Below are 17,609 nucleotides of genomic sequence, written 5' to 3'. Positions count from 1 at the left end.
CCCCTACACCCGGCGGGCGGCGGCCGCCACGGCCCTCTGGACCTTCAGCGCCTGGACCGTCTCGCGCACGTCGTGGACCCGCACCATGCGCGCGCCGCGGCGGACCCCCTCAAGCGCCAGGGCCAGGGAGCCGCCCAGCCGGTCGGCCGCCTCGGTCGCCGTCGGGTCGATCGCCTGGATCGTGCGCTTGCGGCTGGCGGCGTAGAGGACGGGAAATCCCAGGGCGGTCAGCATCTCCAGCCGCGCCGTCAGGGTCAGGTTGTGCGCCGCCGTCTTGCCGAAGCCGATGCCGGGATCCAGCCAGATCCTGTCGCGCGCCACGCCCGCCGCCATCGCCGCCTCGGCCCGCGCGGCCAGATGGTCGCGCACCTCTCGCGCCACGTCGTCGTATCGCGGATCGGCCTGCATGGTGCGCGGCTCGCCCTTCATGTGCATCAGCACCACCTCGCAACCCAGGACGGCCGCGGTCGCCAGGCTGTCCGGCGCGTGGGTCAGCGCGCTGACGTCGTTCCACATCCCCGCCCCGGCCGCGACGGCGGCGCGGGCGACCTCGGGCTTCATGGTGTCGATGCTGATCGGCCCGTCCCAGCGCGCCCGCAGGCCCGCGATCACCGGCGCCGTGCGGTCGATCTCCTCGGCCCCTGCCACGGGCCGCGCGCCCGGCCGCGTGCTCTCGCCGCCGATGTCCAACACGTCGGCCCCCTGCTCGACCAGCCGCATCGCATGGTCGATCGCCCGCTCCGCCGAGGCCCAGCGTCCGCCGTCGGAAAAGCTGTCGGGGGTGACGTTGACGATCCCCATGACCTGCGGCGTCATGGACGGCGCGGCGGTTTGACTTTCGTGCGGCATGGGACCAGCCTCTAGCTGTGATCGCTCGCTTCGTCAGCCAGGCTCGACGCCTTTCCCACGCGGGACGTCTCGTCGCAGGCGTCTGACCCGGAACGGCCGCGCGCCTTTCGCCCCGTTCCGGGCGACGACCTGAACCCCCTGACGCTTCCATCTTCCGCCCGGCGCCGTGCGCGCGCCCGGCGATCCGCGAGATTCATCATGACTTCCACCGCTTCCCCGGCCACGCCCGCGCGTCCCGACGTCTTCCTCAGCGTCGAGGATCACCAGACCCTGTCCCGCCTCGTCGGCGACATGCCCGCCGAGGGGGTCGCCGGCCTTCTTCAGCAGGAGTTGGATCGCGCCATCGTGTGCGAGCCCGGCGAGCGGCCGGCCGGCGCGGCGCCGCTTCACCGCTGGCTGCACTATGTGGACGGCCGGTCGCCCCAGACGCCCGCATCCAGATCGTCCTGCCGCACGAGGCGGACATCGACGCGGGCAAGGTATCGGTCCTGTCCCATGTGGGCGCGGGCCTGATCGGCCTGGTCGAGGGTCGCACCATCGCCTGGACCGATCCGTCCGGCGCCGAACGCAGCCTGACGCCGGTGATGATCGAGGACCCGGAAGGCCCGGTCGACCCCTGAGCCCTCAGGACCGCCCGATCAGGGCGCCGATGGCGTCGAGATAGGCGGCGAAGGCGGTCCGGCCGGCCGGGGTGATCGACACGCGGGTCAGGGGCTTGTTGTTGACGAAGCTCTTGGCGATGGCGACGTAGCCGGCCTCCTCCAGCTTCTTGAGGTGAACCGACAGATTGCCCTGGGTCGCCTCCAGAACGGTCTTCAGTTCGGTGAAGTCCGCCGCCTCGGCGTCGGCCAGATAGACCATGATCCCCAGCCGCATCCGGCCGTGGATGACCTCGTCGATCTTGCCGAGTTGCTCCAGGCTCATCGGATCAGGCGACGTCCGCTTCGATCTGGCGCTTGCGCAGGGCGTCGCGCGTCATGATCCAGCCCGGCCCGGCGAACAGCAGGAACAGGGCGGCGGTGCAGACGTAGAGGTAGGTCACGGACTCGCGCACCAGCAGCCCCAGGGCCACCGCCGTCGCCCAGCCGCCCAGCGAGGTCGCCAGCATCCAGCCCTTCTTCTTCAGGTTCCACGCCACGAACCAGGCGGCGGACTGAAGGGCGAAGATCATCGACGGATAATAGAGCCAGACCGCGAAATCCTGGTCGCGACGCGCGCCGAAGCCGAAGACGATCACGATCGCCAGATTGGCCATGCCCGCGCCGCTGAAGGCCGCGTTCAACGTCCGGGTCACGATCGGTCCGGCGGTTCCGGCCTTGCGGTCCTCGCGCACCGCCCACATCAGCACGATGAAGAAGGCGACGGTGATGGCGACGACGAAGGCCAGGTTGGCCAGGTCGGGCCAACGGATCACGCCCCAGACCTGGCCGATGTGGAACAGGCATTGCAGCCCGTAAAGCAGCCCCCCGGCCAGATAGGCCACGCCCAGGGTCAGGGCGGCCTTGGGATTGTTCCCGCCCTGGACGATGGAGCGCAGGAAGGCCAGGTCGGCTTCGGGCGTGCTGCGGGACTTGTCGGTCATCGAGAGAATCCTGTGCGGCCGGCGGCGCTTTCCGGATGGACGCCGCCGGCCGGGTTGGCAAGCTATTCGGCGGGGACGAGGGCGGCCGGCGCCGGGCGCCGCCACGGCACGCGCCGCCCGTTCAGCCAGCGCCCCATGACGGTGTGGCGGATCAGCAGCTCGTAGCTGGCCAGGCTGAGGCCCGAGACGCCCGCGACCACCAGCGCCAGCTTGGCCCACCACGGCGCGCTCCAGTCCTGCACCAGCACCTGGGCCGCCATCACCAGCGGCAGGTGGACGATGTAGATCCAGTAGGACGCGTCGGCCAGATAGCGACGCACAGCGCTGCGCCCCGACCAGAACCGCAGCGCCAGGCCCACGGCGGCGAAGGCCGAGGCGTAAATCGCCACGCCGAACGCCGCCGCCGTCATCGCCTTGGTCGCCGGATCGGTCATCGGAGCCAGGTGCGGATCGGGACCGCCGGCCAGCATCAGGGCCGTGGCGCCGGCGCCGGCCGCCAGTCCCAGATAGGCCGGTCCCCACGCCTGGATCCGGCCCAGCAGGTCACGGCGGCGATCCAGCAGGGCGCCGAAGCCGAAGGCCAGGCCGAAACCGACCAGGGCCGGGGTGTTCGGAACCAGGCCCGCGTCCGGCGTCGGCACGCCGAAGAAGGCGATCCAGTCGGGCTGCAGCCACAGGGCGACCGCCAGGGGGCGCCCAGCACGAACGGTCCCCAGGGACCGATCAGGCCCGCCGTCAGCCGATCGACCGATCGGCCCCAGGCGCCGTCGCGGTCCAGGGCTGCGAACGGCGCGCGGAGGATCACCAGGGCCGCATAAAGGATCAGCAGGACCCACAGGAACCACAGATGGGTCAGCGGGATGTTGGTCCAGTCGTAGGTCGGCGGGGGCGGGGCCTCGGCCGCCGTCATCCCCTGCAGGCTCGCGTTCCAGATCAGGACCGCGACGATGGCCATCAGCACCACGCCCCAGAACACGGCCAGCGGCGCGGCGATGCGGACCGTTCGGTTCTTCACGAAGCCCCACGTCCCCCGGCGGGCCAGCATCATGTGGGCGAACAGGCCGGCGATCAGGAAGAACGTCGTCATGCGGAAGACGTGGATGACGAAGAACAGGCCGCTGGCCCAGGCCGAGCGCTGGTCGTCGCCGACGATCCAGATCTGCGTCGGAAAGAAGGACATGGCGGCGTGCAGCACCACCCCCAGCATCAGGGCCGCGCCCCGCAGCCCGTCGAGCCCGTGAAGGCGCTCGGATCGATCGATTTCGGATGCCGTCATGGCGACCCCTCCCATTGTGGATAAGGCCGTATCTCACAGACTAGTCTGCAATGCAAACTAGTTCGCTTGCGGACGCTCAGGCGGGCGCCGCGCAAAGAAAAACCCGCCGGGCGTCTGCTCCGGCGGGTCTTCCTGTTTTGGGGTCTGTCCCGGGATCAGTGGACCGTGGGCACGCTGGTCGAGGCGGGCCTGGGCGCGGGGACCTCGATGTCGGTCCCGTCCGACACCGGCGTGACCGGCACCGAGACCGAAGGCCCGGCGTTGGGGAAGTTGTTCTCGTCGCGGTTCGGCGCGACGCCCTTCTCCAGCAGGTCCTTGATCTCCTCGCCCGAAAGGGTCTCGTATTCCAGCAGGGCCTGCGACAGGGCCTCGTGGTCCTGGGCCTTGTCGGTCAGGATGCGGCGCGCCTCGTCCCAGCCGGAGGTGACCAGGCGGCGGACCTCCTCGTCGATGGTGCGGGCCGTCTCTTCCGAGATGTTCTGGCTGCGCGCCACCGAATGGCCCAGGAAGACCTCTTCCTGGTTCTCGCCGTAAGCCACCGTGCCCAGCTTCTCGGAGAAGCCCCAGCGCGTCACCATGGCGCGGGCCAGCTTGGTGGCCTGCTCGATGTCGGACGATGCGCCCGAGGTGATGTTCTCCGGCCCGAAGATCAGCTCCTCGGCCACCCGGCCGCCGGCCATGATGGCGATGCGGTCGATCATCTGCTGGTACTTCATCGAATAGCGGTCGCCTTCCGGCAGCTGCATCACCATGCCCAGGGCGCGGCCCCGCGGGACGATGGTCGCCTTGTGGACGGGGTCGGCCATCTTGACGTTCATGGCGACGATGGCGTGGCCGGCCTCGTGATAGGCGGTCAGGCGCTTCTCTTCCTCGTTCATCGCCATCGAGCGACGCTCCGAGCCCATCAGCACCTTGTCCTTGGCGTCCTCGAAGTCGCGGTGCGTGACCATGCGCCGGTCCTTGCGCGCCGCCGTCAGGGCCGCCTCGTTGACCAGATTGGCCAGGTCGGCGCCGGAGAAGCCGGGCGTGCCGCGCGCGATGGTCTTCACATTGACGTCGGCGGCCAGGGGCACGTCCTTCATGTGGACGCGCAGGATGCGTTCGCGGCCCGAGACGTCGGGGTTGGGCACCACCACCTGGCGGTCGAAGCGGCCGGGACGCAGCAGGGCCGGGTCCAGCACGTCGGGGCGGTTGGTGGCGGCGATCAGGATGATGTTCTCGGACGCCTCGAAGCCGTCCATCTCGACCAGCAGCTGGTTCAGCGTCTGCTCGCGCTCGTCGTTGCCGCCGCCCAGGCCCGCGCCGCGGTGGCGGCCGACGGCGTCGATCTCGTCGATGAAGATGATGCAGGGCGCGTTCTTCTTGGCCTGTTCGAACATGTCGCGCACGCGGCTGGCGCCGACGCCGACGAACATCTCCACGAAGTCAGAGCCCGAGATGGAGAAGAAGGGCACGCCCGCCTCGCCCGCCACGGCGCGCGCCAGCAGCGTTTTGCCGGTGCCGGGAGGGCCGACCAGCAGGGCGCCCTTGGGGATCTTGCCGCCCAGGCGCTGGAACTTGCCGGGTCCTTCAGGAACTCGACCACCTCGGTCAGCTCCTCCTTGGCCTCGTCCACGCCGGCGACGTCGTCGAAGGTCTTCCTGCCCTTGTGCTCGGTCAGCAGCTTGGCCTTGGACTTGCCGAAGCCCATGGCCCCGCGCGCCCCGCCCTGCATCTGGCGCATGAAGAAGATCCACACCCCGACCAGCAGGGCGATGGGCAGGATGCCGATCAGCAGGCTGGCCCACCAGGACTGCCGGGTGCTCTTGGCGTCGACGTTGACGCCGGCGGCCATCATGGCGTCGACCAGCTGGGTGCTGGGCGTCACGGTCACGGAGGTGAAGCGGCGATCGTCCTTGTAGACGCCGGTGACGTCCTCGCCGCGGATGGTGGCCTCCTTGACCTGGCCGGCCTGCACCTGTTGCAGCAGCTGGGAATAGGTCACCGCCTCGGGACGGCCCGTGCCGCCGGGCGCGGCCGCGCCGGACATGGCGCCGCCCTGCGACACGAAGGCGTAGAGGGCCAGCATCCCCAGAAGGATCATGCTGGTGATCGCCAGATTGCGAAGGTTCATGAGTGTCCTCGGTCGTCCGACGCCCCGTCCTGGGCCGCCGGTCTGAATGTCATGTCCGTGAAAATAGGTCGTTCCACGGCGTTACGCCATCGGGCGCGGGTCAGATCGTCTTCATGCGTCGTTTGGTCCAGCGCCAGGGCGAGCCGTTCCGGGACGAGATCGCGCCTGGCGACGGCCGGGTCTGCAAGAACCGGCCCGATCCCGTCGTCCCGCATCAGGACCGGACAGGCGCCCCGCGCCGCCGGCGGCATCCGGTCGATCCGCGTCCGGTCGGCGTCCGTCAGCGCCCCCAGTCGGCCCAGCGCCGCCTCCACCCGCCACCCCGGCTGGTCCGTGCGGAACGCGAACCGTCCGTCCCAGACCGCCTCGCGGCCGGGCGAGAGCCGAACCGGCGCGACGGGGCGTCGCCGCAGTTCGCCCGGCTCGCGCATCAGCCGAACGCGGTCGCCGCGCGCCTCGATGCGGGTTCCCGCCAGGGTCGCGGCCAGGTCCTCGCCGTCGCGCAGTCGATCCAGCAGGGCCGCCAGCCGTTCGCCGCGGGGCGGCGTCGCCCCGCCGCCGACGCAGACCAGGGCGGCGGCCAGGCTTCGCGCGCCCACGGTTCGGTCCAGCCCCAGCACGCCCTCTTCCTCCACCACGATGCGGGACTGCGTCACGCCCTCGCTCCGGCCCTCGGGACGGGAAGGGTTCGGGGCGGGCGCATCCCCCGCCAGCGCCAGCCGGGCCCGGCTGCGGCCGAAGCGGGGATCGCCGTTGGCGGGATCCTCGATCCAGCGCGCGCCCTGTGCGGCCAGCCAGGCGCGCAGGGCGCCGCGCCGCTCGGCCAGCAGCGGCCGCATCAGCATCAGGCCGCGACCCTCGGGCCAGGCGGGCGACGGCGACCAGTCGCGCAGCCGCCCCAGGGTCGCGCCCCTGTCGCGCATCCAGTCGGCCTCGGCGATGTCGATGTCGTCGGCGTGTGGCCGGTCAGGACGACGCGCGCCCCCGCCTCGCGCGCGGCGTCGGCGATCAGGCGGTGACGCGCCGCGCGCGCCGCCGCCGTCAGACCCCGCGCGGGCTTGGGTCCGTCCCAGGCCAGGCCGCGCCAGTCGGCGCCGGCCGCGCGTGCGGCCTCGGACGCGAAGCGGCTCCAGCCGGCGCTTTCGGCTTGCAGGCGGTGATCGACCGTCAGGGCCAGCAGCGGCCGCCCGTGCGCCCTCGCCCACGCCGCCGCCGTCAGCAGCAGCGCCAGGGAATCCCCGCCGCCGGACAGGGCCAGGGCGACGGGCGCGGGATCGGCCTTGGACAGCCGGCGGTCCAGCCGCCCGGCCACGCGCGCGGCCAGGGCGTCGCGACCCTCCCGGACGGGATCGCTCAGCTGCAACCGGCGGCGGTTCGCATCTGGCCCGCCCGCGTCTTCAGCGTGGCCGAGGCCGTCTCGGCGTAGCGACGGTTGAACTCGGACAGGGCGGCGCACCCCTGCGTCTTGCGGTCGGTGGCGATCAGGGCGTCGGCCAGCTTCAGAGTCGTCTCCGCGGCCCAGCCGATGCGGGGCCAGTCCTTCAGGGCGGCGGCGTAATAGGGCACGGCGCCGGCCTTGTCGTTCGCCGACACGCGCAGGTCGCCCAGGCGGGAGTTGGCCTCGCGCGCCTGGGGCGTGTCGGGCCAGGCGGCGACCAGGGTTTCCAGCGCCCGCGCGCCCCGGGGGCGATCCTGCCCCAGCAGGGTCACGGCCGCCGCCAGGTCGCGACCCGCGTCGCCGGTCGGCGAGTCCGCGACGATGGGGGCGTTCAGCTCGGCCTGGGTCTCCAGCTTCTGCAGCCGCGTCTCCGCGTCCGTCAGTCGCGAACGAAGGGCGGTGTTGTCGCGCTGGGATTCGTCCAGCTGGAAGGTCAGGCGCTCGTTGTCGGCGTTGATGCGCCGCACCGTGGCCTCGATGTCGGACAGACGCCGGTCCATCAGGTCGACGCGGCCCTGAAGCGCCACCACTTCGGGATCGGGTTCGACCAGCACCGGCTGGCCGGCGGCGTTCCTCTGGGTCAGGGCCCGCTCCAGCCGGCGGACGTTGCGGTCCAGCTGCTCCAGGCGCCGGTTGTCCCACTGGGTCCGCTCCATGATGTTGGGCTGGGCCTGCCAGGCGACGGCGCCGCCGGCGGTCAGCGCGCCGGCGATCAGGGACAGGCCGAGCGCGGCGGCGGAAACGGCGCGGAGGCGGCGGGAGCGAGGGAGCTTGAGCGTCATGGCTGCTAGGTTCCACCGATTTGGGGCCGCCGCAAGGCGTCAGCGGCGTCTCAATGCCCCAGGCCCATATAGACGATGGCCGTCACGAACAGGGCGATGATGATCGTGCAGAAGACCATCAGCAGCAGCGTCCGCCACAGGGCGGAGAAGATGCTCAGCCCGTAGGCGCCCTTCATCTGGGCGAACATGTGCACGGGCACGGCCAGCACCCCCAGGGGGATGACGATCCCGCCCAGCGTCCGCGACAGGGTCGCCGCCACCACCATGACCATCAGCAGCATCGCCATGAAGGTCAGGGAATACAGGACGAAAACCCCGTGGTCGTAGAGGGTGAACCCCCGCTTCCAGAGGAACAGCGACGCCACGAACGGGATCGACAGCGGCACCAGCAGGAAGGCGAATTTGTACAGCGTCTGCTGCAGTTTGTAGAGCGCCAGGTCCGGGTTCTGCAGCTTCTTGACGATGGTGGCGCCCATGCCGTGGCCTTCCGCCTTGGCGTCGTGGCCTGCGGTCTTGGCGCCCTCGGCGTCCCCGGCCGCCATGTCCTTGAGGCTGGCCTGCCAGCTGCCCGGCGTCAGGCCGTCGGCCCGGCCGTCGCGCAGCTCACGCTCCAGCTGGGCCAGCTTGGCCCGCTCGCGGACCACCACCTGCTCGGCGATCTGAAGCGCGCGCGCGGCGACCGGGTCGGGATCGGCGGCGTGTTCGGCTTTCACCCGATCGAGGTTGGCCTGGACCTCGGCGACGGCCGTTCTCTGGCCCGCGATCTGGTCGGGCAGGATGTCCGCCGGCGCCTTGTGCGGCGCGAAGCTCAAGGCGAAGAACATGACGAACAGGGTGAACAGGAAGATCGCCAGCGGCGAGACGTAACGCGTGCGCCGGCCCTGCACCCACTCCCGCGTCAGACGCCCGGGGTTGAAGGCCAGCAGCGGCAGGGTGCGCCAGATGCGGCCGTCGAAATGCATCACCCCGTGCAGCAGCTCCTCGCCCAGATGCAGCAGGGTGCGATGCGAATGGGTCGACTGTCCGCAGTTGGAGCAGAAGTTGCCGCTGACCCCGGCGCCGCAGTCGCTGCAGACGCCGTGATGGCCCTCGCCGGCCTTGCCGGTCGGCTTCTCGATCGCACCGGCGACCAGTCCCCCGGTGATGGCGCCGCCGGCCCCTTCGATGTCCACGCGCCGATCCCCCTGGCTGCCCAAGCCCTACCTAGAGGATGACGGCGGCCAAAGAAAAGAGGCGCCGGCCTGGGCCGACGCCTCCGTTCAGATCCTGTCGAGGCGTCTCAGCGCTGGGCGCCGGAGACCACCGCGGTGTGGGCGTTGCGGTTGCGGGCCCAGGCCTCCTCGTTCGAACCCTCGGCGATCGGGCGTTCCTTGCCGAAGCTGATGGTGTCGATGCGGCCGGCGGGCACGCCGCGATTGACCAGATAGGACCGCACCGCCTCGGCCCGGCGCGCGCCCAGGGCCAGGTTGTACTCGCGGGTGCCGCGTTCGTCGGCGTTGCCCTCGATGCGGACGGTGACCGCCGGATAGCGCATCAGCCACTGGGCCTGGGCGTCCAGGCGCGGCATGGCCTCGGGCCGGACCTCGGTGCTGTCCAGGTCGAAGTAGATGCGGTCGCCGACGTTGACGACGAAGTCCTGTTCCGAGCCCGGAATGGCCGAGCCCACCTGGCCGCCGGTGACGGGACCGGTCGGGGCGGTCGGATAGGCGGGGCCGGCGGGGACCTGGGTCTCCGGCCGGTCGGCACCGCGCCCTCGACCGGGCGACGCGTGCAGGCGGCCATGGCGGCGACGGCGCAGCCCACCAGGGCCAGGGTCATCAGTTTGGAGGATTTCATCGGGTCGTCTCCTGGGAGTTCTGTTCTGAGGACGGCGGCCTCAAGCGTGGCCGTAAGTCTTGCGCCGGGCGCTTTTGCGGCGCCAGTCGCGATAACGCAGTGTTGAGCCGAAAGGCTCCGCTTCCGGCCGAACGCCGTGCGGCGAGATCAGGACGGGCAGCTGTCCGGACCTTGGCCGATGCCGATGTTGTCCGCCGGCGCGTCCAGCAGCGGCGACCAGGCCGGATCGGTGCCGCGCCCGTTATAGCCCGCCTGAGCGACTACCCGTCCCGACAGGTCCACCGTCCACAGCCGGGTGTCGCCGCCGCGCGTCTGGCGCGCGAACATCACATAGCGGCCGTTGGGGGCCCAGCTGGGGCCTTCCTCGAAATAGCTGGACGACAGGATGCGCTCGTTGCCGCCGTTGGCGTCCATCACGCCGGTGGAGAAGCGGCCGCCGGACTGTTTGGTGAAGGCGATCAGGTCGCCGCGCGGGCTCCACGACGGGGCGGTGTAGCTGCCGCCGCCCCGGCTGATCGGCCGCTGGCCCGATCCGTCGGCGCGCATGACATAGAGGCGCGGCGAACCCGACCGGTCCGAGTTGAAGACGATCATAGACCCGTCGGGGCTGAACGACGGCGAGGTGTCGATGCCCGGATCGGACGTCAGGCGCGACAGCTGCCGGCTGCGCAGGTCCATCACATAGATGTCGGTGTTGCCGCCCCGGATGATCGAGAAGGCGACCTTGTTGCCGTCGTTGGAAAAGCGCGGCGCCAGCACCTGGCCGTCGAACTCGCCCAGCGATTCCCGCCGGCCGGTGGTCAGGTTGTACAGATAGATGCGGCTGTAGTCCTTGCCCAGCGCCACATAGGTGACCTCGTCCGGCTGCGAGGCCGAGAAGCGGGGCGACATGATCCTCGTCGCCCTGGGTCAGGAACACCGGCTGATAGCCGTCCTGGTCCACGATGGTCAGGCGGTTCTTGCGGTTCAGCGCGTCGCCTTCCTCGGACACGAAGATGACCCGGGTGTCGAAGAAGCCGGGCTCGCCGGTCATGCGCTGGTAGATCATGTCCGAGATCTTGTGCGCGATGCGGCGGTACTGCTCCGGCGTGGCGGTGAACTGGTAGCTGACCAGCTGGCACTGGCGATAGGGATCATAGAGCCGGAAACCGACGTCCAGCCGGTTGTCGGCCCGCGTCGTCACGCCGCCGTACAGCACGGCCTGGGCGCCGATCTGGGTCCATTGCGGAAAGTTCGGCGCATTGGCCAGGGTCAGGCCCGTCTCGATGAAGCCGGCGGGGTTCATCGGCTCGAAGAAGCCCGAGCGGCGCAGATTGCCGCTGACCACGTCCGAGATGTCGCGGCCCCGTTCGCCGGTGAAGGGCACGATGGCGATCTGGAAGGGACGAAGCACGCCCTGATCGATCTCGACCTCCACAGGCGCGCCGGTCTGCGCCGGCTGGCCGGGGGTTTGTCCGGAAGCCTGGGCCTGGGACAGGCCAGACGCCGCCAGCGCCAGGGCCGCGGCGGACGCCAGCAGGGGGTTCAGACGCATGATGGGCTCCCGATCGTCAAAGGCTCGACGGCCCTTATCGCCGGGCCCGGCCGTAATCGCCAGCTTCACGGCGAATGGGGCGACTTTGCGGACGAGGTCGTCACGTTGATGCGTGATGCGTGATGCATTATATTCGCCCCATGCGCACCACCCTGGCCATCGACGACGACGTGCTGAACGCCGCGAGGGCCATCGCGGCGCATCAAGACCGCACAGTCGGGGAAGTCCTGTCCGAACTTGCGCGACAGACGTTGCAAAAACGACCGACGACGACCCGTTTCCGCAATGGCGTCCCTCTTCTGCCCGATCGGCCGGGACCGATGGTCACATTGGAAGACGTCAACGCGCTGCGCGACGAACTGCCTTGACCTATTTGCTGGACGTCAACGTGCTGATCGCCCTGGTCGATCCGCGTCACGTCTTTCACGATCCGGCGAATGCCTGGTTTCATCGCGAGGCCGTCGCTTCCTGGGCGACCTGTCCGATCACCGAGAACGGTTTGGTCCGGATCGTCGGCAGCAACCGCTATCGCAATCCGGTCGGCCCTCCGTCCGAAGTGCTTCGAATCCTCGACCTTCTGCGCGACATGCGAGGACACGTCTTCTGGCCCGATACGGTCAGTCTGGCGAACGGCCGGCTGTTCAACCCGTCGGCCCTGACCGCACCTGAACAAATCACGGATGCTTATCTGCTGGCCTTGGCGGTCTCGAACGGCGGCCTTCTGGCGACCTTTGACCGCCGCCTTTCGCCGGACGCCGTCAAGGGCGGGCGAGCGGCCCTCCATCTGATCGCCGACACCCGCTGATCAGCGGTTCCGGCAGGCGCGCTCAGTGTTGAAGGTCGGGCGATAGGCTCCGCCGGGAACCCCTCCGGCACGTCGAACGGCGCGGTCTGGCGCAGCGCTCTGAGCGCCCCATCGGCCGCGGCGCGATAGACCGCGCTGGACTGCGGACTGACCAGGGTCGGGCCGCGCGTGATCCGACCGTCCGCCGACAGCGTCAGATCGACCTGGATGCGCAACTGGTCCGCGCCGGGGATGTCGCAGGGCAGGTTCCAGTTCGGATAGACCTGGTTGAAGATGGCCGTGACTTGCGGACCCGTCGCCTGACTGGCCTGACCGGCGCCCTGTTGGCCGGTCGCCGGGCGGCCGCGGTTGTTGGTCGGGCGCGTCGGGCCGGCCAGGGCGTCCAGGTCAAGGCTGGGCTCCTCGCGCCTGGGCGCGGGGCGCGGGGGCGTCGGATCGGGGCGCGGCGGCGTGGGGCGCGCCTTTTCCGGCGGCCGAGGCTGGGGCGGGGTCGGCCGGGGCGGCGTGGGGCGCGGCGGGGACGGCGTCGGACGCGGGGCCGGACGCGGCTGCGGCGACGGCGCGGGCGGCGGCGGCGTCGGGTCCGGAGCCGGAGGCGTCGGCTCTTCCGGGGCGCTGATCGGCGCGGTCGCCGCATCGTCGGGCGAGGGCTCCGGCTGGGGGTTGTCGGCCGGAGCGGCGGCGATCTGGACGTCGGACACGATCGAGACCGGCACCGAATTGACCAGCGGCTTGGGCGCGTCGCGCTCGCGCGGCCACGACACGAAGGCGAGCGCGACCACCCCGGCGTGCAGGGCGATGGAGCCGAGGATCGCGGGGCTGGGACGACGCAAGGTCAGCCTCCGGCCGCCGGGGCGGAACCGGGGGTGGTCGTGGGGGCGGTGTCGGTGATCAGGTTCAGCTTGGTGAAGCCCGAGGCGCTGAGCCGCGCCATCACGCGCGCCACCGCCTGATAGGGCGCCCGGCCGTCGGCGCGCACGAACACCGGACGCTGCGTCGCCTGTTCGGACCCGCCCGCCTCGGTCAGCAGCCGCGCGGCCAGGTCGTCGAACGAGGTCTCGCCCTCGCCGATGAAGATGGCCCCCTGCTGGTCGACCGAGACCGTCAGCGGTTCATTGTCCGTCTCGACCGCGCTGGCGTCGGTCTGCGGCAGCTCCAGGGGCACGCCCACCGTCAGCAGGGGCGCCGAGATCATGAAGATGATCAGCAGCACCAGCATCACGTCGACCAGCGGCGTGACGTTGATCTCGGTCAGAGGGCCCTTGCGCCCCCGCCTGCCGCGCCGGCCCGGCCGGGCCGCGCCGCCTCCGCCCAGGGCCATGTCAGAGGCTCCGGTTCAGGTTCAGGCCCGACGGCGGCGCGGGCGGGGGCGGCGGCGCGGACGGGGCCCCCAGCCGGCGCGCCACGGCGGCCTGCAAGTCGTCGGCGAAGCTCTCCAGCCGGCCGGTGAACTTGCCCGCGTCGATCGAGAACTTGTTGTAGGCGATATAGGCGGGGATCGCCGCGCCCAGGCCGATGGCGGTGGCGAACAGGGCCTCGGCGATGGCCGGCGCCACGTGGTCAGATTGGTGTTGCCGGCCGCCGCGATGCGGTCGAAGGCGTTCATGATCCCCCACACCGTGCCGAACAGGCCGATGAAGGGCGAGGCGGTGGCGACGATCGACAGCACGCCCAGGCCGCTTTCGATCCGCTGGCCCTCGCGCGCGATCAGGCTGTCGGCGGCCCGGTCGATGCGGGTCATCAGCAGTTCGCCCTGGTGTTCGTTCATGGCCCCGCGCTGGCGCGCCTCGCGCCAGTCCGACAGGGCGATGACCAGCATGCGCGGCAGGGCGTGCTCGGGGTTCGGCCCGGCCTGGGCGGCCACCTCCTCCAGCGACCGGCCCGATTGGACCGCCTTTTCGAAGTCGTCGGCCTGGCGGTTCAGCCGGGCGAAGCGCACGGCCTTGTCGATGATGATCGTCCACGACCAGAGCGAGGCGGCCGCCAGTCCGATCATCACGCTTTTCACCACCCAGTCGGCGGTCAGGAACAGCTCGACCGGATTGAGCATGGAGGCGTCGGCGGGCGGGGTCATTCGGGCGCTCCGGCAGGAATCGGGACAGTCGCGCCTATCCAGCGAGGCGGCGTGACCTTTGTGTGGCGGGGTCTAGACGCGCACGCGGGCCCCGTCATCTGACAGGGGCGTCATCGCGGTTAAGGAAAGCTTACTCGGCCGCGCGGGGGCGGTTGGGATCGACCGCGACCGACACCGGGGCGCCGACGCTGATGATCACGCCCTCGTGGCCTTCCTTGGCGATGGAATAGGTGGCGGCGTCGCGCAGCAGCTGCTCCTCGCAGGCCCGGTCGCCCGGCCGATCCAGGGCGGCGCAGCCGCGCCTGGCCGCATCGGTCCAGCCCAGCACCCGGCGGGTCGCCGCCTCGGCGCGCTTGATCGCGGCCTCGTCCTCGGCCGCGGCCTGGGCGATCAGGGCCTGACGCGCGCCCTGCTGGTACTGAAGCTCGGCCTGGCCCGCCATCTTGCGCTCCCACACCTTGTAGTGCGGGCATCCGACAAGGCCGCCGCCCAGCCCAGCAAAGCAGGCCCAGCACGAACGCCGTGACGGTGAAGGTCACGACCTGGCGATCCGATTGCGTCATGGCGTCTCTCCGCGTCTTCCCTGCCTAGCCCGCCGCCCGATCGCCCGCCAGCCACGGCGTGACTTTTTCGACCAGGGCCCGCGTCGGCCGACGCGGCCGACCGTCCAGGTGGATGCAGACGGCGACCACCTCGGCGCGGCACAGCACCTGGCCGGCCCGCTCCACCGTCTGGCGGATGATCAGCCGCACGCCCTTCACCGACTCATAGACGGTGCGCACCACCAGGGCGTCGTCGATGCGGGCGGGCTTCAGATATTTGATGTTCAGTTCCGACACCACGAAGGCCAGCGGCTCGTCCTCGGCCAGCAGGTCGGCGTGGCCCACGCCGATGGCGCGCAGGAAGTCCGACCGCCCCCGCTCGAAATAGCGGACATAGTTAGCGTGATAGACCAGGCCGGTGAAATCGGTGTCCTCGTAATAGACGCGCACCGGCAAGAGGTGGTCGCGCCCGTCGAAGCGGCCGGCGGTAGGAAGATCGTCGCTCATGGCGCCAGTCTAGCGCATCGGCGGCGGCTGCGGAGGCCCCTGCATGAAGCCGGGGCAATAGCGGGCGCGCATCTCGGCGAACTCCTTGGGCAGGGGATCGTCGCTGAACAGGATGCGGTTGGGGGTCGAGACGAAGCCGACCGCCGGCCCGCCGCGCGTCCGCCCGATATAGCCGCAGACCGCGCGCCTCTGGCCCGCCTCGGCCTGGCGCAGCTCGGCCGCCGGTCCCGCCTGTTCGCGCACCTGGCGCGCGGTGCGGGCCTGGGCCGGCTCGGCCGGCGGCGCGGGCGGCCGGCGCGACCAGTTCCAGCCGGCCAAGGCGATCAGCCCGATCAGGACGGCGCCCAGCGCCAGCGTCAGCGGGCGGAGCCGAAAGACCAGGCGGGACGGCGGCGTCTCCATGCGCCGATGATGCACCGATCGCCGGGCGGCGCAACTCAGCGCTCGTCGAACAGGTCCGGCGCGGCGACGGCCCCCGAAGGCGGGGGCTGGGGCGGCGGGGTCAGGCCCAGGTGGGCGTAGGCGCGCGCGCAGGCCATCCGCCCGCGCGGGGTGCGCATGATGAAGCCCTGCTGCAGCAGATAGGGTTCGATCACGTCCTCGACGGCGTCGCGCGCCTCGGCGATCGCCGCCGCCAGGGTGTCCATGCCGACCGGACCGCCGCCGTAGTTCTCGATCAGCGCCTTCAGGAAGCGCCGGTCCAGGCTGTCCAGGCCCGCCTCGTCCACCTCCAACCGCGACAGGGCGCGCGCGGCGACCGCCTTGGTGATGGTCACGCTGCCGTCGGCGTCGGCGAAATCGCGCACCCGGCGCAGCAGCCGGCCGGCGATCCGGGGTGCCCCGCGCCCGCGTCGCGATCTCGCGCGCGCCGCCCTCGTCGATGCCCGCGCCCATCTTGCGCGCCGCGCCGCGCACCACCGCCGACAGTTCCTCCGGCGTGTAGAATTCCAGCCGCAGCGGAATGCCGAACCGGTCGCGCAGCGGCGTGGCCAGCAGGCCCGCCCGCGTCGTCGCCCCGACCAGGGTGAAGGGCGCAAGGTCGATCCGCACCGAGCGCGCCGACGGCCCCTCGCCGATGATCAGGTCCAGCACATGGTCCTCCATCGCCGGATAGAGGATCTCCTCCACCTGGGGGCTCAGCCGATGGATCTCGTCGATGAACAGGACGTCGCGCGGCTCCAGATTGGTCAGGATGGCCGCCAGATCGCCGGCCTTGGCCAGGATCGGCCCGGACGTGGCGCGAAAGCCGACGCCCAGTTCGCGCGACACGATCTGCGCCAGGGTGGTCTTGCCCAGGCCCGGCGGTCCGAACAGCAGCACATGGTCCAGCGCCTCGGCCCGACCGCGCGCGGCGTCGATGAAGACCTTGAGGTTGCCCTTGGCCTGCGACTGGCCGACGAATTCGGACAGGGTCTGGGGCCGCAGGGCGCGGTCGTAAGCTCGCCGGTTTCTGCTTCTGGAGAGATGACGCGGGTCATATTGAAATTCCGCTCATCCCGGCGAAAGCCGGGACCCAGTTCTTTCGCACCGCGAGACGCGGGACGCCTTTCGGTGTTCTCAAATCAGCACCTGAGCGCCCAAAGCACTGGGTCCCGGCTTTCGCCGGGATGATCGGGGAATAAAAATTCACCGCCCCAGCTCCTGCAGGGCCGCGCGGATCACGGCGGACAGGTCGGCGTCCTCGCCCAGGCGGATCAGGGCCTGGTCCACGGCCCGGCGCGCATTGACCTCGACCACGCCCAGACTCAGCAGGGCCGACACGGCTTCTCCCGTTATCGAGGGCGGCGGGGGCGCCGCCTCGGCATGAACGCCGGATGCGCTCGGGGCGAAGGTCGCCTCGCCCAGCGGCTTGCCCTTCAGCTCGGTGACGATCCGCAGCGCCAGCTTGGGTCCCACGCCGTTGGCGCGCGCCACCGCCGCCTTGTCCTCGCGCGCCACCGCGCCCGCCAGTTCGCCGGGCGGCAGGACGTCCAGCACCGCCAGCGCCGCCTTGGGCCCGACCCCCTGGATGGCCAGAAGGGTGGTGAAGGCCCGCCGCTCGTCGCGGGTCAGAAAGCCGTAAAGGCGCGGCCCGGCGTCCTCGCTCCACTGCGAATGGATGTGCAGGGTCGCCTCGTCGCCCGGCGCCGGCAGGCGGCCCAGGGTGCGCGCCCCGCACGACGCCACATAGCCCACGCCGCCGCAGTCGATCAGGCAGTCCGCCTCTCCGACCTCGGCCAGCACGCCCCGCAGACGCCCGATCACGCGATCCTCCCCGTGAAGCGAAGCGGT

The 17,609-nt window shown here is 71.0% G+C and carries 19 protein-coding genes and 5 pseudogenes; 4 read left to right on the top strand and 20 right to left on the bottom strand.

The window, feature by feature from the left end; translation table 11 throughout:
• Window positions 1–3 precede the first annotated feature (3 nt).
• Complete coding sequence (folP, locus tag MU852_RS09780; protein WP_249749430.1) at window positions 4–849, bottom strand: dihydropteroate synthase; 846 nt, start codon at window positions 847–849, stop codon at window positions 4–6.
• Between the two features lie 198 nt (window positions 850–1,047).
• Between folP and MU852_RS09775 the strand changes: the two genes are divergently transcribed.
• Window positions 1,048–1,362: a GreA/GreB family elongation factor gene (locus tag MU852_RS09775; protein ID WP_249752000.1), complete on the top strand. Its 315-nt coding sequence runs from the start codon at window positions 1,048–1,050 to the stop codon at window positions 1,360–1,362.
• Window positions 1,284–1,469: a GreA/GreB family elongation factor gene (locus MU852_RS09770; protein ID WP_249751916.1), complete on the top strand. Its 186-nt coding sequence runs from the start codon at window positions 1,284–1,286 to the stop codon at window positions 1,467–1,469. Before MU852_RS09775 ends, MU852_RS09770 begins: the two co-directional genes overlap by 79 nt.
• A 4-nt stretch (window positions 1,470–1,473) precedes the next feature.
• Here MU852_RS09770 and MU852_RS09765 read toward each other — a convergent pair whose 3' ends face one another.
• The 11 genes and pseudogenes from MU852_RS09765 to tolB all read right to left on the bottom strand — a co-directional run bounded on the left by MU852_RS09765 (window position 1,474) and on the right by tolB (window position 11,410).
• Entirely contained in the window at window positions 1,474–1,773 is a 300-nt protein-coding gene (locus MU852_RS09765; protein ID WP_249749429.1) for a winged helix-turn-helix domain-containing protein, read from the bottom strand.
• A gap of 4 nt (window positions 1,774–1,777) precedes the next feature.
• Window positions 1,778–2,431, bottom strand: coding sequence for a hypothetical protein (locus tag MU852_RS09760; RefSeq protein WP_249749428.1), 654 nt, complete (start codon window positions 2,429–2,431; stop codon window positions 1,778–1,780).
• A gap of 62 nt (window positions 2,432–2,493) precedes the next feature.
• On the bottom strand, window positions 2,494–3,072 hold the full coding sequence (locus tag MU852_RS17415; RefSeq protein WP_283843579.1) for an acyltransferase family protein: 579 nt from the start codon (window positions 3,070–3,072) through the stop codon (window positions 2,494–2,496).
• A 155-nt stretch (window positions 3,073–3,227) separates the two neighbouring features.
• A pseudogene (locus MU852_RS17410) lies at window positions 3,228–3,707 on the bottom strand (acyltransferase family protein); the annotation flags it as partial.
• A 155-nt stretch (window positions 3,708–3,862) separates the two neighbouring features.
• Window positions 3,863–5,820 (bottom strand): annotated as a pseudogene (gene ftsH, locus MU852_RS09750) (ATP-dependent zinc metalloprotease FtsH).
• Window positions 5,817–6,743 carry a PP-loop family protein gene (locus MU852_RS09745; protein ID WP_283843578.1) on the bottom strand — a complete coding sequence of 309 codons (927 nt, stop codon included), beginning with the start codon at window positions 6,741–6,743 and terminating at the stop codon, window positions 5,817–5,819. The pseudogene ftsH and the gene MU852_RS09745 overlap by 4 nt, the downstream one beginning before the upstream one ends.
• Window positions 6,665–7,183, bottom strand: a complete 519-nt coding sequence (locus MU852_RS17405) for a PP-loop family protein (RefSeq protein ID WP_283843577.1) — start codon at window positions 7,181–7,183, stop codon at window positions 6,665–6,667. Before MU852_RS17405 ends, MU852_RS09745 begins: the two co-directional genes overlap by 79 nt.
• Window positions 7,174–8,040 (bottom strand): tol-pal system YbgF family protein, encoded by an 867-nt coding sequence (locus MU852_RS09740; RefSeq protein ID WP_249749427.1) that lies wholly within the window; start codon window positions 8,038–8,040, stop codon window positions 7,174–7,176. Before MU852_RS09740 ends, MU852_RS17405 begins: the two co-directional genes overlap by 10 nt.
• 50 nt (window positions 8,041–8,090) lie before the next feature.
• A complete protein-coding gene (locus tag MU852_RS09735; protein WP_249749426.1) occupies window positions 8,091–9,212 on the bottom strand; it encodes a DUF3667 domain-containing protein in 1,122 nt (373 codons plus the stop codon).
• Window positions 9,213–9,319: 107 nt separating this feature from the next.
• Entirely contained in the window at window positions 9,320–9,706 is a 387-nt protein-coding gene (gene pal / locus MU852_RS09730) for a peptidoglycan-associated lipoprotein Pal (protein WP_249749425.1), read from the bottom strand.
• Window positions 9,707–10,023: 317 nt separating this feature from the next.
• A pseudogene (gene tolB, locus MU852_RS09725) lies at window positions 10,024–11,410 on the bottom strand (Tol-Pal system beta propeller repeat protein TolB).
• 140 nt (window positions 11,411–11,550) lie between these two features.
• Between tolB and MU852_RS09720 the strand changes: the two are divergent.
• Complete coding sequence (locus MU852_RS09720; RefSeq protein ID WP_249749424.1) at window positions 11,551–11,778, top strand: CopG family transcriptional regulator; 228 nt, start codon at window positions 11,551–11,553, stop codon at window positions 11,776–11,778.
• A gap of 20 nt (window positions 11,779–11,798) precedes the next feature.
• On the top strand, window positions 11,799–12,215 hold the full coding sequence (locus MU852_RS09715; protein WP_249749423.1) for a TA system VapC family ribonuclease toxin: 417 nt from the start codon (window positions 11,799–11,801) through the stop codon (window positions 12,213–12,215).
• Window positions 12,216–13,050: 835 nt separating this feature from the next.
• Here MU852_RS09715 and MU852_RS09710 read toward each other — a convergent pair.
• The 8 genes and pseudogenes from MU852_RS09710 to ruvA all read right to left on the bottom strand — a co-directional run bounded on the left by MU852_RS09710 (window position 13,051) and on the right by ruvA (window position 17,582).
• Window positions 13,051–13,536: an ExbD/TolR family protein gene (locus MU852_RS09710; protein WP_249749422.1), complete on the bottom strand. Its 486-nt coding sequence runs from the start codon at window positions 13,534–13,536 to the stop codon at window positions 13,051–13,053.
• 1 nt (window position 13,537) lies between these two features.
• A pseudogene (gene tolQ, locus MU852_RS09705) lies at window positions 13,538–14,289 on the bottom strand (protein TolQ).
• 130 nt (window positions 14,290–14,419) lie between these two features.
• Window positions 14,420–14,731, bottom strand: a complete 312-nt coding sequence (locus MU852_RS09700) for a hypothetical protein (protein WP_249749421.1) — start codon at window positions 14,729–14,731, stop codon at window positions 14,420–14,422.
• 145 nt (window positions 14,732–14,876) lie between these two features.
• Window positions 14,877–15,338: a tol-pal system-associated acyl-CoA thioesterase gene (gene ybgC / locus MU852_RS09695; protein ID WP_283843576.1), complete on the bottom strand. Its 462-nt coding sequence runs from the start codon at window positions 15,336–15,338 to the stop codon at window positions 14,877–14,879.
• Window positions 15,339–15,347: 9 nt separating this feature from the next.
• A complete protein-coding gene (locus MU852_RS09690) occupies window positions 15,348–15,740 on the bottom strand; it encodes a hypothetical protein (protein WP_249749420.1) in 393 nt (130 codons plus the stop codon).
• Window positions 15,741–15,775: 35 nt separating this feature from the next.
• Window positions 15,776–16,114, bottom strand: coding sequence for a Holliday junction DNA helicase RuvB C-terminal domain-containing protein (locus tag MU852_RS18230; protein ID WP_430641221.1), 339 nt, complete (start codon window positions 16,112–16,114; stop codon window positions 15,776–15,778).
• Between the two features lie 6 nt (window positions 16,115–16,120).
• Window positions 16,121–16,748, bottom strand: a pseudogene (gene ruvB / locus MU852_RS18225) (Holliday junction branch migration DNA helicase RuvB); the annotation flags it as partial.
• Window positions 16,749–16,964: 216 nt separating this feature from the next.
• Complete coding sequence (ruvA, locus tag MU852_RS09680) at window positions 16,965–17,582, bottom strand: Holliday junction branch migration protein RuvA (protein ID WP_249751914.1); 618 nt, start codon at window positions 17,580–17,582, stop codon at window positions 16,965–16,967.
• Window positions 17,583–17,609: the final 27 nt, after the last annotated feature.

The organism is Brevundimonas albigilva, assembly GCF_023503965.1.
Taxonomy (GTDB): Bacteria; Pseudomonadota; Alphaproteobacteria; order Caulobacterales; family Caulobacteraceae; genus Brevundimonas; species Brevundimonas albigilva.
This window is presented reverse-complemented; position numbering and strand designations above follow the sequence as displayed.

Bases quoted from the DNA above. Each gene is read 5' to 3' on its own strand.
- folP (WP_249749430.1), bottom strand. From the start codon at position 849: ATGCCGCACGAAAGTCAAACCGCCGCGCCGTCCATGACGCCGCAGGTC.
- MU852_RS09775 (WP_249752000.1), top strand. From the start codon at position 1,048: ATGACTTCCACCGCTTCCCCGGCCACGCCCGCGCGTCCCGACGTCTTC.
- MU852_RS09765 (WP_249749429.1), bottom strand. From the start codon at position 1,773: ATGAGCCTGGAGCAACTCGGCAAGATCGACGAGGTCATCCACGGCCGG.
- MU852_RS09760 (WP_249749428.1), bottom strand. From the start codon at position 2,431: ATGACCGACAAGTCCCGCAGCACGCCCGAAGCCGACCTGGCCTTCCTG.
- MU852_RS09745 (WP_283843578.1), bottom strand. From the start codon at position 6,743: ATGCGCGACAGGGGCGCGACCCTGGGGCGGCTGCGCGACTGGTCGCCG.
- MU852_RS09740 (WP_249749427.1), bottom strand. From the start codon at position 8,040: ATGACGCTCAAGCTCCCTCGCTCCCGCCGCCTCCGCGCCGTTTCCGCC.
- MU852_RS09720 (WP_249749424.1), top strand. From the start codon at position 11,551: ATGCGCACCACCCTGGCCATCGACGACGACGTGCTGAACGCCGCGAGG.
- MU852_RS09710 (WP_249749422.1), bottom strand. From the start codon at position 13,536: ATGGCCCTGGGCGGAGGCGGCGCGGCCCGGCCGGGCCGGCGCGGCAGG.
- MU852_RS09700 (WP_249749421.1), bottom strand. From the start codon at position 14,731: ATGGCGGGCCAGGCCGAGCTTCAGTACCAGCAGGGCGCGCGTCAGGCC.
- ybgC (WP_283843576.1), bottom strand. From the start codon at position 15,338: ATGAGCGACGATCTTCCTACCGCCGGCCGCTTCGACGGGCGCGACCAC.
- MU852_RS09690 (WP_249749420.1), bottom strand. From the start codon at position 15,740: ATGGAGACGCCGCCGTCCCGCCTGGTCTTTCGGCTCCGCCCGCTGACG.